At 66.1% G+C, this 14,106-nt stretch carries 13 protein-coding genes; 7 read left to right on the forward strand and 6 right to left on the reverse strand.

The features are described 5' to 3' along the window. Positions 1-66 precede the first annotated feature (66 nt). Positions 67-1,092, reverse strand: coding sequence for a LacI family DNA-binding transcriptional regulator (locus ASD43_RS07505; RefSeq protein ID WP_162247491.1), 1,026 nt, complete (start codon positions 1,090-1,092; stop codon positions 67-69). Positions 1,093-1,217: 125 nt separating this feature from the next. Between ASD43_RS07505 and ASD43_RS07510 the strand changes: the two genes are divergently transcribed. From ASD43_RS07510 to ASD43_RS07520, 3 genes are read left to right on the forward strand one after another with little or no spacing between them, the layout of a single operon-like run. Further along, complete coding sequence (locus ASD43_RS07510; RefSeq protein WP_056415571.1) at positions 1,218-2,708, forward strand: MFS transporter; 1,491 nt, start codon at positions 1,218-1,220, stop codon at positions 2,706-2,708. A gap of 5 nt (positions 2,709-2,713) precedes the next feature. After that, on the forward strand, positions 2,714-3,730 hold the full coding sequence (locus ASD43_RS07515) for a Gfo/Idh/MocA family protein (RefSeq protein ID WP_056415574.1): 1,017 nt from the start codon (positions 2,714-2,716) through the stop codon (positions 3,728-3,730). Beyond that, the gene (locus ASD43_RS07520) at positions 3,727-6,174 is read left to right on the forward strand and encodes a glycoside hydrolase family 2 TIM barrel-domain containing protein (protein ID WP_056415577.1); all 2,448 of its coding nucleotides are present in this window, start codon (positions 3,727-3,729) and stop codon (positions 6,172-6,174) included. Before ASD43_RS07515 ends, ASD43_RS07520 begins: the two co-directional genes overlap by 4 nt. Positions 6,175-6,368: 194 nt before the next feature. On the opposite strand, the gene ASD43_RS07525 is transcribed toward ASD43_RS07520, so the two are convergent. Then, positions 6,369-6,953: a TetR/AcrR family transcriptional regulator gene (locus ASD43_RS07525; protein WP_056415585.1), complete on the reverse strand. Its 585-nt coding sequence runs from the start codon at positions 6,951-6,953 to the stop codon at positions 6,369-6,371. A 103-nt stretch (positions 6,954-7,056) separates the two neighbouring features. Between ASD43_RS07525 and ASD43_RS07530 the strand changes: the two genes are divergently transcribed. Further along, the gene (locus tag ASD43_RS07530; RefSeq protein WP_056415588.1) at positions 7,057-7,731 is read left to right on the forward strand and encodes an SDR family NAD(P)-dependent oxidoreductase; all 675 of its coding nucleotides are present in this window, start codon (positions 7,057-7,059) and stop codon (positions 7,729-7,731) included. A gap of 239 nt (positions 7,732-7,970) precedes the next feature. On the opposite strand, the gene ASD43_RS07535 is transcribed toward ASD43_RS07530, so the two are convergent. The 3 genes from ASD43_RS07535 to ASD43_RS07545 all read right to left on the reverse strand — a co-directional run bounded on the left by ASD43_RS07535 (position 7,971) and on the right by ASD43_RS07545 (position 10,397). Then, entirely contained in the window at positions 7,971-9,266 is a 1,296-nt protein-coding gene (locus ASD43_RS07535; protein ID WP_056415592.1) for a HipA domain-containing protein, read from the reverse strand. After that, positions 9,263-9,871, reverse strand: a complete 609-nt coding sequence (locus tag ASD43_RS07540; RefSeq protein WP_162247492.1) for a helix-turn-helix transcriptional regulator — start codon at positions 9,869-9,871, stop codon at positions 9,263-9,265. Before ASD43_RS07540 ends, ASD43_RS07535 begins: the two co-directional genes overlap by 4 nt. Before the next feature lie 142 nt (positions 9,872-10,013). Continuing rightward, entirely contained in the window at positions 10,014-10,397 is a 384-nt protein-coding gene (locus ASD43_RS07545; protein WP_056415598.1) for a MerR family transcriptional regulator, read from the reverse strand. Between the two features lie 115 nt (positions 10,398-10,512). Here ASD43_RS07545 and ASD43_RS07550 point away from each other — a divergent pair, with 115 nt between their 5' ends. Further along, positions 10,513-11,454, forward strand: a complete 942-nt coding sequence (locus tag ASD43_RS07550) for an aromatic alcohol reductase (RefSeq protein WP_056415601.1) — start codon at positions 10,513-10,515, stop codon at positions 11,452-11,454. Between the two features lie 260 nt (positions 11,455-11,714). Here the strand turns inward: ASD43_RS07550 and ASD43_RS07555 are convergent, their stop codons facing one another. Beyond that, a complete protein-coding gene (locus ASD43_RS07555) occupies positions 11,715-12,347 on the reverse strand; it encodes a TetR/AcrR family transcriptional regulator (protein ID WP_082068932.1) in 633 nt (210 codons plus the stop codon). Between the two features lie 104 nt (positions 12,348-12,451). Here ASD43_RS07555 and ASD43_RS07560 point away from each other — a divergent pair, with 104 nt between their 5' ends. Continuing rightward, the gene (locus tag ASD43_RS07560; protein WP_045254177.1) at positions 12,452-12,790 is read left to right on the forward strand and encodes a cupin domain-containing protein; all 339 of its coding nucleotides are present in this window, start codon (positions 12,452-12,454) and stop codon (positions 12,788-12,790) included. Further along, positions 12,787-14,103, forward strand: a complete 1,317-nt coding sequence (locus ASD43_RS07565) for a flavin monoamine oxidase family protein (RefSeq protein WP_082068931.1) — start codon at positions 12,787-12,789, stop codon at positions 14,101-14,103. The genes ASD43_RS07560 and ASD43_RS07565 overlap by 4 nt, the downstream gene beginning before the upstream one ends. The last annotated feature ends 3 nt before the right edge of the window (positions 14,104-14,106 follow it).

Genomic DNA, 14,106 nt, shown 5'->3' on the forward strand with positions numbered 1-14,106 from the left:
TGCCGACGTGCATCCGTGAGTCGATGTGCACACACATCGGTTCATTCCGCGGCGATCGCCGTACTACTACGTCGTTTCTCCACGAACGAGCTCCAGCACACGACGGAGGTCGAGCTCGTCTTGCGGGTCGTCCGCATCGGCACGGCGCGTAGACAGGGTGGCCAGGTCCTGCACGAGCGCATCCATGAGCAGAGGCTGATCGATGGCCACCGTGCTGAGCCGCGGGCTGACGAGTTGGCCGACAGCCGTCCCGTCGACGCCGATGACGGCGACATCTTCGGGGACCCGCAGCCCGAGCCCGCGACTCGCGGCGACGACCGCGATCGCCACGTCGTCGTTGTAGGCGCAGATGCCGAGAGGAGCAGCGCCTGCCTGCTCGCGTACCTCTTTCAGTGACTTCGTGGCGCCCTGGAGGTCGAGCGGGATGCGCGGGGTGAGTGGCGCGTCAAGACCGCGCTCCTGTGCTTCGCGTCGGATGCCCTCGAGACGCGGAGGCCCGAACGGGTCCAAGCGCTTGTCCTCGAGCGCCGCGTAGACCAGGCGACGAGGGCCGTTCCGGAGCAGCTCGCGCACCTGAAGCCGCCCGATCTCGATGTCGATCGGATCGGGATCGGCGTCGGCGCCTTCGGCGACGTACGCACGTCGGGGGACGACGAAAGTCCCGGATGCCTCGATCCGCTCGCGCTGCTGCGGGGTGAATACGCCCATGTCGACGACGGCCGCTGGCCGCAGATCGAGTACGGAGGTGAGAGTCGTCTCATCCTCCATCCTGGCGAATCGCACGACGACGCTCATGCCGGCGGTCGCACTGGTGCCCGTGATTCGATCGACGGAGTCCTGCAGGTGAGACCCGAAGGTCGCGTGGGGGACGACGACCACGACGATGTCGCTGAGGCCGGTGACGAGAGCACGCCCCGCCCGTGACGGGCGGTAGTTCAGAGCTTCCGCGGCGGCCCGTACCCGGTCGCGGGTCTCTGCGGGGAACCGCTCGTCTCCGTTGAGGATCTGACTCACGGTCGAACGGGACACTCCGGCACTCGCGGCCACGTCTTTGCTCGTGGCTCGTCGAGCAGGCCGTGCGTCCGCCGTCATGACCCCAGTCTCGCACATCGCTATTGACACGTGACACTTTGGCAATCTACCGTGGTGACGCGTGTCACTGACACGTGACACCACCGGTCACCGTGACCGGTCCCATTCATGACGAAGGAGTCAGCATGGCGAAGGATTCGACCCGGACCTCGGCGGAGCAACAGCGCGCCGCCGTAGCTGCGAGCGCAGAGGAATCGGTGACGGCATCACTCGCCGCCGTCGCGGTCGGCGAGACGATCGGCGACCCGAGCGGTCAGAAGCTGAAGGTCCGTGAACGGCTCGCGTACGGCGTCGGAGACATCGGCGGCAACCTGATCTTCGCGCCGATCTCCGCATTCCTGCTCTTCTACTTCACCGACACGGTCGGGATCGGCGCAGCGATCGCCGGAACCCTGCTGCTCTTCGGTCGCGTGCTCGACGGCACGATGGATCTCATCCTCGGCACGTTCATCGACCGCACCTCCACTCGCTGGGGGAAGGCGCGCCCCTGGATCCTGTTCTCGACTCCGGTCGTGGTGATCTCGTTCATCCTGCTCTTCAACGTGCCCGCAGGGCTCGGCGAGGGGGCCAAGGAGTTCTATGCCTTCGCCATGTACTTCCTCTGCCTCGGCGTCGGCTTCGTCGGGTCGAACCTGGCGTACCACACGCTGCTCTCGGTGATCACGAGCAACTCGAAGATGCGGGTCTCCCTCACTGTGATCCGCACGTTCTTCGCCCTGGTCACCACGCTGGTCGTGAACTTCGTCACGATCCCGGTCGTCACCGCGAACGGCGGGGGCCAGGCCGGCTGGACCATGATCTCGGTCGTCTACGGCATCATCGCGGCCGTCACGTTCCTCATCGTGTTCTTCGGCACCAAGGAGAGAGTCAAGTCGACGATGAAGCAGGATGACGGGAACAAGCTCCCGCTCGGAAAGTCCCTGCGCATCCTCTTCGGCAACCCCTACTTCTTCCTCGCGTTCGGCTTCTTCCTGCTCAACTTCCTGCTCTCGGGCACGGCGGGGGTCGGCATCTACTTCGCCAAGGACGTTCTCGGCGACCCGAACATCTACAGCTTCCTCGGGCTCGTCCAGCTCCTCCCCCTGATCATCGGCCTGTGGTTCATGCCCGCGCTCATCGCTCGCTTCGGCAAGCGCACGCTCATCCTGGTCGGCGTCATCGTCACGGTCGTGGGCATCCTCATCTCGCTCATCGACCCGAGCAACCTCACCCTCGTGATCGCCGGCGGACTCGTCCGCTCCATCGGAGGCATACCCGCCGCGGCCGGTCTCTTCGCCCTCGTCGCCGACGTGGTCGACTACGGCGAGTGGAAGAGCGGCTACCGACTCGACGGCATGACGTACGCCGCCGCGACCGCCGGGCAGAACTTCGGCGCGGGACTCGGCGTCGCCCTCGTCGGCTGGCTGCTGGCGGCAGGCAGCTACGACGGCCAGGCGGCGACCCAGCCGGCGAGCGCGGTCAGCATGGAGATCTTCCTCTACCTCTGGCTTCCGCTCATCGTCACGGTGCTCATGGGCGTGATCATCTGGTTCCTCAACATCGACAAGAACCTCTCCCGGATCCAGCGCGACCTCGCCGCCAGACGGGTTGCGGCGGAATCCGCGTCGAACGACTGAGCGCTGTGACCACGCACGACACAGAGGTGAACTGGGGGGTCGTCGGCACCGGCTTCATCTCCCAGTCCATCGCGGACGACCTCCACCTCACCCCGGGAGCACGCCGCCGGGCGGTGTGCTCCCGGAACCCGGACCGGGCCCGCGCGTTCGCGGCGGACAACGGATTCGCTGTCGCCCACGGCAGCGTGTCCGCGCTGCTCGACGACCCGACGGTCGACGCGGTCTACATCGCCACCCCGCACTCCACGCACGCGGCGATCGCGATCGCTGCTCTGGAGGCGGGCAAGCACGTGCTCATCGAAAAGCCGATGGCGGTGAGCGCGGAACAGGGTCGGCAGATCGCGAGTGCTGCGGCAGCGAGCGGGCGGTTCGCGATGGAGGCCATGTGGATGCGGTTCAATCCCGCATACCGCGACCTGATCGTGGCCGCGCGCGAAGGGGCGATCGGCGAGGTCAGGAGCGTGCGCGCCTCGTTCGGGCTGCCGTTCGGGCGGGCCGATTCCTCCCGCTGGACCCCGGAGCGCGCCAGCAGCACGCTGCTCGACCAGGGCATCTATCCGATCACCCTCGCGCTCGATGTGCTCGGACGGCCCGCGCGGATACACGCCACCGGTCGCGTCAGGGACGACGGCGTCGACCTCACCGCGCACGCCACCTTCGAGTACGACGATGGGCGATTCGCGCAGCTGAGCGCATCGATGATCGAGTACATCGAGCCGACGGCATCCGTCAGCGGATCCGACGGGTGGATGTCGGTGCCTGCGCCGTTCTGGGCCGCGGATGAATTCACCACGCAGGCAGGACCGATCGCCCGTGCCCTGACCGAGCGGCGCCGGACCCACCACGACCGCCGAGGCAACGGGTATGTGCCGATGCTCGAAGCGGTCACCGTCGCGATCGCCGCGCACCGGACTGAACACCCCACCCACCCCCTCGCAGACAGCATCGCCGCCCTCGAGGTGCTCGACGCCGTCCGCGAATCCCTGAGCAGCCCCACCGCACGACCGAAGGAGACCCGATGAAGCGCACGGCATTCAACGATGGCTGGCAGTTCCGACCGAAGCAGAACCCGTTCGCCGAGCTCGGCGGCGTCAGCATCCCGTACGCCGACGTCACCCTCCCGCATGATGCGCTGATCCACGAGCAGCGCGATCCCAACGGAGAAGGCGCCGTCGCCTACTTCCCCGGCGGCGCGTATCAGTACCGCAGGACGTTCACCCCTCTGGCCGACCTCGCCGGCCAGAGAATCGTCCTCGAGTTCGAGGGCGTCTACCGCGACGCGACCGTGCACATCAACGGCGCCTTCGCAGGTCAGCGTCCATACGGCTACTCGGGGTTCACCATCGACGCCGACAGGTTCCTCCGCCCCGGGGAGGAGAACCTCATCGAGGTCGAATCACGGCACGGGGGAGACTCCCGGTGGTACACCGGAGCAGGCATCTACCGCGACGTCTGGCTGCACGTCGGACCGGCCGTCCACATCCCGGTCGACGGAGTCCGGGTCAGCGCGGCCGACATCGAACCGGATGGTGCCGTGGTGGAGGTCGACGTGGTCGTGGCGAGCACGAGCAATCGTCTCGAGACGGTCGACGTGGCCGTCGCCCTCACCGACACCGCAGGAGCAACCGTGGCACGCGGCACCGTCCCGGTGACCGTCGACGCGAACGGACGGTCCCGCAGTCGGCAGCGGCTCTACGTCCGCTCACCGCAGCTGTGGAGCGCTGAGAACCCCACTCTCTACTCCGCGGCGGTGGAGTTGACCGTCGCCGGAGCGACCATCGACGACGCGTCGGCGGTCTTCGGCATCCGCACGCTGCAGGTCGACCCCGTGCATGGACTGCGCGTGAACGGTGAGGTCGTGAAGCTCCGTGGTGCCTGCGTCCACCATGACAACGGGATCCTCGGGGCGGCGACGTTCGCCGACGCCGAGGAACGCCGGGTGCGTCTGCTCAAAGACGCCGGATTCAATGCGATCCGCTCCTCGCACAACCCGATGAGCGTCGCCATGCTCGAGGCGTGCGACCGGTTGGGCGTGTACGTGATGGACGAGACCTTCGACATGTGGACCTCGAACAAGATGCCCCACGACTACTCGCTCCACTTCACGGAGTGGTGGGAGCGCGACGTCGAAGCGATGGTGACGAAGGACTTCAACCATCCGTCCGTGATCGTGTACTCGATCGGCAACGAGATTCCCGAGACCGGCTCGCCTGCCGGCGGGATCATGGGCCGAGCGCTCGCCGAGAAGGTGCGCGTACTCGACCCGACGCGGTACGTCACGAATGCGGTGAACGGGATGCTCGCCGTGATGGACGACATCAAGAAGCTGGCCGCGCAGCACGGGCAGGGCGACGGCGACGCCGCGGGGATCAACACGCTCATGGCCGGCCCGGGGGAGTTCATGAACCAGATCGGCATGTCCCCGATGGTCACGGAAAAGACCGCCGAGTCCTTCGGCGTGCTCGACATCGCCGGTATGAACTACCTCGACGGCCGTTACGTGATGGACAAGGAGCTGTTTCCCCACCGCGTGATCGTCGGTACCGAGACGTTCCCCACGCGCATCGACCACAACTGGGCCCTCGTCACCGAGAACGCGCACGTCATCGGCGACTTCACCTGGACCGGCTTCGACTATCTCGGAGAGGTGGGGATCGGCCGTGCCCACCACCTCTCAGAAGGCGAGACGCCGAGCCTCAGCGGGCCGTACCCCTGGATCGCCGCCTGGTGCGGCGACCTGGACCTGATCGGCGGCCGCCGCCCGGCCTCGTTCTATCGGGAGATCGTCTTCGGGCTCCGCAAGAGCCCCTACATCGCCGTGTCCCGGCCCGGTCATGAGGACGCGACGTTCTACGCGGGGCCCTGGACCTGGAGCGACAGCATCGGCAGCTGGACCTGGACCGGCCACGAGGGAACACCGCTCGCAGTCGAGGTCTACAGCGATGCGGAGGAGGTCGAGCTCGCTCTCGACGGAGACGTGATCGGCACGGTCGCCGCAGGTGCCGACAACCGTTTCACGGCAGAGTTCACCGTCGCCTACCGCCCGGGTGAGCTGACCGCCACGGCGATTCGCCAGGGCGCGCGCGCCGAGACGTTCTCTCTCTCCAGCGCCGGCGATGCCAGCCGCCTCGAGACGAGGGTGGAGGACGGTCCGTCGGGAGAACTGGTCTTCATCGAGATCGCTGTCGTCGACGCGGACGGACGGGTCAACACCGGCGCAGACCGGCTCATCGAGGTTCGCGTCGACGGCGACGCCGTGCTCGCGGCAGTGGGAAGCGGGGATCCGGCTCCGACGCATGGCTACGACGGACCCGAGCATCAGACGTTCGACGGATTGGCGCTGGCCGTCGTCCGACGCACCGGTCACGGGGCGGCGAGTGTGACGGCCTCCGCGGGCGACATGATCGCGGCAGTGACCGTCGTACTCGATGAAGTGGATCCTCTGCGCGCCGCGGGCAGGTCGTGAGACCGAGTCGCCCTCGGCAGTGAGGAACCGCGCGCCTGCGCAGGCGCGCGGTCCCGGAGCCGCCCGTGAACGAAGCCGTCGAGGAGGCCGCGATCTCAACTTTTGAGATGCTCCCGTGGAACGCGTACCCCGATACGCCAACCTCCTACCGCTGGACGAGAGTCGTCCGCGGGGCAGCGGCACGCGCGTGCGCGTCAGCGACGACGGAGCCCGTCGAGGAACAGTTCTGCGAGGCGCACGGGGTCGCCGATACCGTCGGGGTCTCCCGCGGCCACGATGCCGTGGCTGGCGCGGGTGAGGATCAGCAGGTCGCGGTGGTGAAAATCCTTACGGAGGACGCCCGCGCTCTGCGCCCGTGCGGTGAGCGCGAGTGATGCGCGCAGTGCCCGGTCATGATGATCCCGGAAGGCGTCCGAGCTCGATGTGGGATCCGCGATCACCTCGCTGAATGCCCGGTCGTTCGCCTGCATGTGCACGAGTGACATCACGTGCCCCCGGAACGCTTCCCACGGCTCGGTCTCGGCCTGCACAGCGAACGCTTCGATGCGTTCCGCATAGTCGCGCATGGTGGCCTCGAGAAGCGCCTCGATCAACAGCCCCTTGTTCGGAAAGCGGCGGTACACCGTGCCGACTCCGACGCCGGCCAACTTGGCGACCTCTTCCAACGACGTATGAGAACCTCGCTCGGCGTACACCGTCGCCGCCGCAGTGAGGATCGCTGCACGGTTGCGCTCCGCGTCGAGGCGCAGGGGCCTCGTCTTCTCGGTCGGGGCGGGCATGCCAGCAGTCTACCGGTTAAGTGGAAATCTCACTCCGTTTGTGTGATGATCATCCGGAGCCAAGATTCCATTTAATCTGGTCTCGCTCGAAAGGAATGCTCTTATGCCCACCATCGCCATCGTCGGTGCCGGCCCCGGACTGGGCCTCTCCATCGCCACAGTGTTCGGCCGCCACGGCTTCTCCGTCGCTCTCGTGTCCCGCACCCAGGACACACTCGACCGCCTCGCCGCAGAACTCGGCGAGGAAGGCATCGACGCCGCCGGCTTCGCGGCCGACATCACGGACAGGCCGTCCCTGGCCGCGGCGTTCGCCCGCATCGACGAACGGTACGGTCGCGTCGACGTGCTGGAGTTCTCGCCCTCGCCCGGAATGTCCCTGGATGCCATGGTCGCTCCGCTGGATGCGACGGTGGAGAACATCCAGCCCGAACTGGACTACTACCTCTACGGTGGTCTCGCCGCAGCGCAGCAGGTCTTGCCCGACATGATCGGACGCGACTCGGGAACCCTCCTCTTCACCACGGGCGGATCCTCGAAGAACCCGCTCGCCGGGCCGCCCGAGTTCGGCAACATCGCCATCGCCACCGCCGCCCTTCGCGCCTATGTGATGAAACTGAACCAGGTCACCGCCGGCACCGGTGTGTACGCGGCGCACGTGCCGATCTCCACCTGGATCGGTGCCGCTGGCCCCGAGAGTCAGGCCGACACCATCGCCGAGCACTACTGGGACATCTACACCCGGCGAGACGGCGCCGAACACCCCTATCCTGTGGCGTGACGCAGCGACCTCGACGGCCGCAGAAGTAGCAGCAACAGAGAGGGGATGCCTGGTGCGGAAGCTCCCGGCATCCCCTCTCTCTGTGATCAGCGGTGGATCAGCTGTGGATCAGCCTGCTGCCGGGGCGATCTCGTTCGGCGTCACGTCGAGCTCGGTGCTGGCGAGCACCTCACGCGTTCACGATGTCCTGAAACCAGACACCGACGCCTTTGGAATGCAGCCTCCCGGGGGCGGCTCGGTCAGATGAGGGCGTCGAAGACTCTCAGGGTCTGCGTGTACGTGGCGTGCGGGTAAAGCGCGACGGAGGGGAGCTCGTTCAGGCGATCGGGGATTGCTTCGGTGACGACAGCGACGGCGGGCTGGAGGCCCGCGGCGACCTGGAGGGCGAAGTCGCGCAGATACCCTTCGGTGAGCCCCGCGTCGACTTCGAGGCGTCGAATACTGTCGCCATTGAAGGTGCCGAGTGTGTTCGCGCCGTCGACTGCGAAGGCGAGCTCGACGTCGTCGAAGACCGCAGGTTCGTGGGCGAGGACTTGCTCTCGCTGCGTGAACGGGAGCGAGCTGTTGAGGTCATAAAAGGGGGCGAGCACGCTACGACCGGGCACATGGGTGAGGGAGTAGTTCTTGGAGTGCCCATCGTTGTGACCGATGATCCAGGAGAAGACGTGCAGCTTCGCGAACCGCTCTTTGGCGGTCTTGGCGTCCGCAGCACTGAGGTTGCGGTCGAAGACGGTGAAAATGTCGCGGTAGCCGGGGCCGCCGTCGGATTCGTACTTCTGGACGTGCGACGTCCCGGTAGCTTGAGCGAGGTCTTCCTGGTGGATTCGGCTGATGGCGCCGTTGTCTTCGAAGCGATCGAAGCGTTCCACTATGAGGACGTGCTCGCCGTCGAACTCGGCGATCACGGATGCGGCCGTGTCGATCCCGAGCAGGCGTGCGACCTGCAGCGTGATGTGCTCAGTGACGTCGGAGCCAGGCAGCGGCTGGATGCCCGGCTTGAAGATGTGTGTCGACGGCTGCCGTCCAGACGGCTCGAACCACCGGTTGTCGCGAAGGGTGAGCGCGAACTTCCCCTGAGCGCCGCCGAGCGAGAACCCCTCTTCGACTGCGCGGTGCTGCAACCAGTCGGAATCGTCTCGACGGATCTGCCGGATCCGGTCGCCGATCTCTCTATCGGTGAGCGGCGTCAGGTTCTCCTCCTGCCTGGGTGATGTGCCTGCGGGGTAGAACTCGAGTGCGCCGGCGACATCGGCTCCGTAGACGGAGAGCAGGTCGAAGGTGCTGTCGCTGGTCAGCTTCGCTTCGCGCGCCCACCGGGAACGAACATCAGCGCGGTCCGGCATGAGGTTGTCGAGGAACCGCTTGGTCTCGTCGTTACCGAAGGGAGGACTTACGACGGGGAGTGTCACAGAGATGGGGACTGGGGTGTCCGATTCGACGTATTCGGGCAGATAGCGCAGTTGCAGGTTCTCGCCCCGCCGGGTGATCGTGGCGACGTGGGTGTCGTAGAGGTACACGTTGAGGGCGCGGATCATTCGATACCTGCCTCGGCATGCGGGTCGGCGTCCGTTCGGGCTTCCGCCGTTCGGGCATCCGCGGCTGCTCTGGAGCCGGCTTCCACCGCGCGAGGCGGATCGATGAGGACGGAGCCCGGGACGGTGAGACGCTCGGTGAGTCCGCGGGAGGCTTCGCGGATGGAGGCGAGCGTAGCGGGGCCGAGGTTCGCTTCGATCTGCTTGAGGATGCCAGAGGTGTCGAATTCGGGTGGAAGCGAGGGGGCGATCCGAGGGAGCGAGCCAAGGAGCTGCTTGTCGAGTGCGTCGAGCGTGCCCGAGCCGATCAGCGGTGTGATGCGCTTGGCGAGTGCGTCGGCCGCTGCCTGGGCGGCACCCGTCGCGACGGTCGTGGCGGGAGGGATGCGGCGCTCGGTGGTGGCGTCCAGGTGGATGCCGAGGTGGTCGAGGATGAGCAACACCGTGTCGAAGGAGGTGCCGCCGTTGCCGCGTTCGAGGCGGGCGAGGGACTGACGGGTGATGCCGACAGCGTCGGCGACGTCCTGCTGGGTGAGGTTGCGCTGGACGCGGGCGTTCTTGACCATACGCGCGAGGTCTGATGGTGTCTGCAGCTTCACCGTGGCCACCCCATCTGTGTTCGAAAAATCGCACCGCACGTTTTGGTTATAAAAATATACCATCATCGTCAGGTGCCGTAAAACGAACATGGCGCGAATGTGCCAAAAACTTTACATGGGAAGGTCATTCAGGCCGACTGCCGCGGACCGGTCACGCGGGTGCGGTCGTCAGCAGATCCGCATGGTCGGAGTTCTGGAGATAGCTGATGACAGCCTCGCGGCTCTTCTGCAGGCAGACGATGCGGTTCTCGACCACGCGCAGCTCTCTCGCCAGCTCTTCGGCGGAGGCTCGGCTCTCGTGCGTCGACTGCTGGTTCGGAACAGGCGCCTCGATGTCCAGCACGATCTTGATCATGCGAGTGGAGAGTCCCGCTTCGACGAGTGCACGGACGTGGCGGGCATGATCGATCTGCTCGGCGGAGTAGTCGCGGTACCCGTTCCCCGACCGTGATGCCGCGATGAGTCCCTGCTGCTCGTAGTAACGCAGCATGCGTGCCGGCGCTCCGATCTCTTCCGCGGCTTCGCTGATCTTCATCGCGGTGTGCCCTTCCTCGATGGTGCTGGATTTGACCTTGACAGTGATGTCAAAGTTTACGCTTCGTGAGCGTACGGCGTCCCGATCCTCGAGATGCCGGAGAAAGGAAGAACACATGTCAGTGAGCGGCTGGGGCGGCGCCTCGCGGGAGATCCTCGTCATCGGAGCAGGTGAACTCGGGATGCCCGTGCTGCGCAACATCGCGCGCCGGGCGGCCGATGTGCCGGGAACTTCCGTGGATGTGCTGCTGCGCGCCCATACGATCGACTCCACCGTTCCGGCGAAGCAGCGCGACGTCGCGGAGATCCGCGCCCTCGGCATCGGGATCGTCCCCGGCGACCTGGTCGAGAACACCGTCGACGACCTCGCGGCGATCTTCTCGGGCTACGACACCGTCATCGGCTGCACGGGGATCACCGCAGGCCTCGACACTCCGATGAAGGTCGCGCAGGCCGCGCTGCAGGCGAAGCTCCCGCGGTACTTCCCGTGGCAGTTCGGAGTCGACTTCGATGTGATCGGGCGGGGGAGCCCTCAGGACATCTTCGACTCGCAGCTCGACGTGCGAGACCTCCTCCGATCACAGGACGACACCGAGTGGGTGATCATATCCACAGGCATGTTCATGAACTACCTCTTCGAGCCCGGGTCGGGGATGGTCGACCTGCCGAACGACACCGTGAACGCACTCGGCACCCCGGACACCGCCGTCACCGTGACGACCCCGGAAGACATCGGTGCGCTCACCGCGGCGATCCTGTTCGCCGAGCCGCGGATCCGCAACGAGATCGTCTACGTCGCCGGCGACACGATCACGTACAGCCAGCTGGCGGAGGCGCTGAAACAGGGTCTGGGGCGCTCGTTTGCGCTGCGCGTATGGTCGGAGCCCCTCCTCATGGCTGAACTCGCCGTCGACCCGGACAACATGACCAGGAAGTACCGCGCAGTGTTCGCACAGGGACGCGGCGTGGCCTGGGGGAAGGAAGGCACGTTCAACGCGCGCCACGGCATCCCGACCATGACTCTGCGCGAATGGGTGGAGAGGAACCTCGTCGAGTAGACGACGCTGGTGGTGGCGCTGCCGAGTGCGCCGATCTCGCCGCGAGGCGCTGCCCGCGGCTCCGCTGCGTCCGTCGATGAATCGCCGCTTCGCCAGCCAGGCGTGGATCACCAGGCGATCATCGCTCTTCGTGAGGTCGAGCAGCGAAGTACGCGGAGATCACCTTGACGGCGCAGAACTCTCTCGAGGCGCCGGACGGTCTCGATGACTTCGTCCGCAGCGAGGCGCGTACAGAAAGGTATAGCCCCGGCACGGAGCCATCAGGTTTCGGTGAGCAGACCCACGTCATTGCTGGAGTGGGGCTGCTCGTCGGTCGCGAGTGCGCCGGGCTGAACGCGCGTGTCGTCGCCCAGTAGTCCTTGCCAGAGGTTGTGCAGTGCCGCTCGCAGGAGCTCAGGATCCACACCGGCCATGAATTGCAGGACGACGCCATCCAGGGTTGCGAATGCGGATCGGGCGATCGCGCCGGAAGGATCGTCGATACCGTGTTCGCTGAGGCTCGCCTGGACGACCTCGTTGTATCGGGTGTAGAGGCGACTGACGTACGGCTTGTAACGCGGGTTCCTCCGGGATTCGAGAATCATCTCGTATTGGAATGCCTGCAGTTCGGGACGATCGGCGACGGAGTCGAGCAGGCCATCAGCGAATGCGCCGCTCGTCGCGAGGTCGAGCAGACCCGTCGTCTCGATCGATCGCTCGACGCTCCAGTCGAGTGCGGCTGCGAGGAGCGATTCTCGGTCTCCGAAGTGGTGGGCGATCAGCGAGTTGTTCACGCCCGCTCTCTCCGCGACCGCGCGAAAAGTCATGCCTCGGAGGCCCTTCTCCGCGACGATCCCTACCGTTGTCGCCACCAAGAGATCGCGACCGCTGCCATGAGGGACCTGTCGAACCATGCATCTACTAAACCGCAAAAACCCGCTCTTGTGCCCAGACTAAGCAACTGCTTAGTCTGGGTGCAGGTGCACCAGAAGCGCCGGGACCGTCAAGGAGGACGCCGATGTCTGAACAATTCATCACCGCTGGAAGTGTGGACGCTGCGAAGCGTGAGCCTTTCGAGGTCGGAGAGGTGCAGTGGGTGCGCCGCCCCGGAGAGGGCGAGCGCGACGAGCTCTCGGCCGGCTATTGGTTCATCACCCCGGAGCAGACCCCCGGTCCGATGGTCGTCGTGGCTCATGCGGACGAGACCATCTACATCATCGAGGGACGAGTGCGAATCGAGCCGGAGGGCTCCGCAGCATTCGAAGTCTCTGCTGGCGGATCCGCGTCGATGAACAAGGGCGTCTCCGCGACGTGGACAGTGCTCGAGCCGACCGTCGAGTTCTTCGTCTACTCATGAGTGACATCGACATGGAACAGCCGTACGACACCATCGTGGTGGGAGCGGGGTTCTCCGGCCTCACAGCTGCTCGCGAGCTGTCCCGTGCAGGGCAGTCGGTGCTGGTCCTCGAAGCGCGAGATCGGATCGGCGGCCGCACGTGGCTCGACCGCCGACTCGGCATGGATCTGGAACTCGGCGGAACGTGGGTGCATTGGACCCAGCCGCATGTCTGGGCCGAACTGAGCCGTTACGGCATCGGTCTTGCCCCCAGCCCGGTACCCGAGAACGCGTACTGGTGGGACGGCTCGAAGCTTGTCGCGGGCTCGGCAGACGAGCTGCTCGAGTTGCTCGACGAGCCGAATGAGATTCTCACCGCGCGGTCCAGAGACGTCTTCCCTCAGCCTTTCCGTCCCCTGAGCGCGTCGGTCGAGGCGTTCGACTCTCTCTCGCTCGCCGACGAGATCGCGGCTCTGCCGATCAGCGCGGAGAGGCGCGCACTGGTCGAGTCATTCTGGACTCTCAACTTCAACGGGCGGATCGCAGATGCCGCCTTCACGCAGGCGCTGCGATGGGTGTCGCTGACCAATGGTGATTGGAAGGTGAACTTCGAGGCGTGCGCGACCTACAAGATCGCGGGAGGTACGCGCGCTCTCGCCGAAGCGATTTCTCAAGACACGTCGGCGGACTTCGTCTTCGGGGTCGACGTCCGCCAGATAACGCAGGAGCAGTCGTCCGTGGCGGTGTCGACGGCCGACGGGTCTGAGTACTCCGCTCGTGATGTGATCGTCACGGTGCCGCTGCAGACGTTGCCGCGCATCCACTTCGAGCCGGCTCTTCCCGCACCGGTCCGCTTGGCGGCCGACCGCGGGCAGCTCGGTCTCGGCGTCAAGGTCTGGTTCACCGTCGAGGGTGAACATCGTCCGTTCGTGGCGCTCGGTGGAGCGGATTGGCCGCTGAACTTCTTCCAATCGGAGTATGTGCGCGACGGCCTCACGTACGTCATCGGGTTCGGCCCTGACGCATCAGCCCTCGACCCCAACGATCCGGAGGCGATTCAGCGGGTACTGAGCCGCCTCGTGCCGGACCTGCGCGTCATCGCCAGCGCCGGACACGACTGGGTCGGCGACGACTTCTCCCGAGAGACGTGGCCGATGCACCGAGTCGGCTATCTCTCCGACTCTCTGCCGGCGCTTCAGCAGCCGCTGGGGCGGGTCCGGCTCGCGGGGTCGGATATCGCCGACGGATGGGGCGGTTTCATCGATGGCGCCATCGAGAGCGGCTTGAAGGCAGCACGCGGGGTTCTCACGGCATCCCGCCTGGTGTCCGCCTGATTC

This window comes from Microbacterium sp. Root553 (genome assembly GCF_001426995.1).
GTDB lineage: Bacteria > Actinomycetota > Actinomycetes > Actinomycetales > Microbacteriaceae > Microbacterium.

What these genes read in the sequence shown, in the direction of transcription:
- ASD43_RS07505 (WP_162247491.1), bottom strand. Translation starts at nt 1,092, where the DNA reads ATGACGGCGGACGCACGGCCTGCTCGACGAGCCACGAGCAAAGACGTG.
- ASD43_RS07510 (WP_056415571.1), top strand. Translation starts at nt 1,218, where the DNA reads ATGGCGAAGGATTCGACCCGGACCTCGGCGGAGCAACAGCGCGCCGCC.
- ASD43_RS07520 (WP_056415577.1), top strand. Translation starts at nt 3,727, where the DNA reads ATGAAGCGCACGGCATTCAACGATGGCTGGCAGTTCCGACCGAAGCAG.
- ASD43_RS07525 (WP_056415585.1), bottom strand. Translation starts at nt 6,953, where the DNA reads ATGCCCGCCCCGACCGAGAAGACGAGGCCCCTGCGCCTCGACGCGGAG.
- ASD43_RS07530 (WP_056415588.1), top strand. Translation starts at nt 7,057, where the DNA reads ATGCCCACCATCGCCATCGTCGGTGCCGGCCCCGGACTGGGCCTCTCC.
- ASD43_RS07535 (WP_056415592.1), bottom strand. Translation starts at nt 9,266, where the DNA reads ATGATCCGCGCCCTCAACGTGTACCTCTACGACACCCACGTCGCCACG.
- ASD43_RS07545 (WP_056415598.1), bottom strand. Translation starts at nt 10,397, where the DNA reads ATGAAGATCAGCGAAGCCGCGGAAGAGATCGGAGCGCCGGCACGCATG.
- ASD43_RS07550 (WP_056415601.1), top strand. Translation starts at nt 10,513, where the DNA reads ATGTCAGTGAGCGGCTGGGGCGGCGCCTCGCGGGAGATCCTCGTCATC.
- ASD43_RS07555 (WP_082068932.1), bottom strand. Translation starts at nt 12,347, where the DNA reads ATGGTTCGACAGGTCCCTCATGGCAGCGGTCGCGATCTCTTGGTGGCG.
- ASD43_RS07560 (WP_045254177.1), top strand. Translation starts at nt 12,452, where the DNA reads ATGTCTGAACAATTCATCACCGCTGGAAGTGTGGACGCTGCGAAGCGT.
- ASD43_RS07565 (WP_082068931.1), top strand. Translation starts at nt 12,787, where the DNA reads ATGAGTGACATCGACATGGAACAGCCGTACGACACCATCGTGGTGGGA.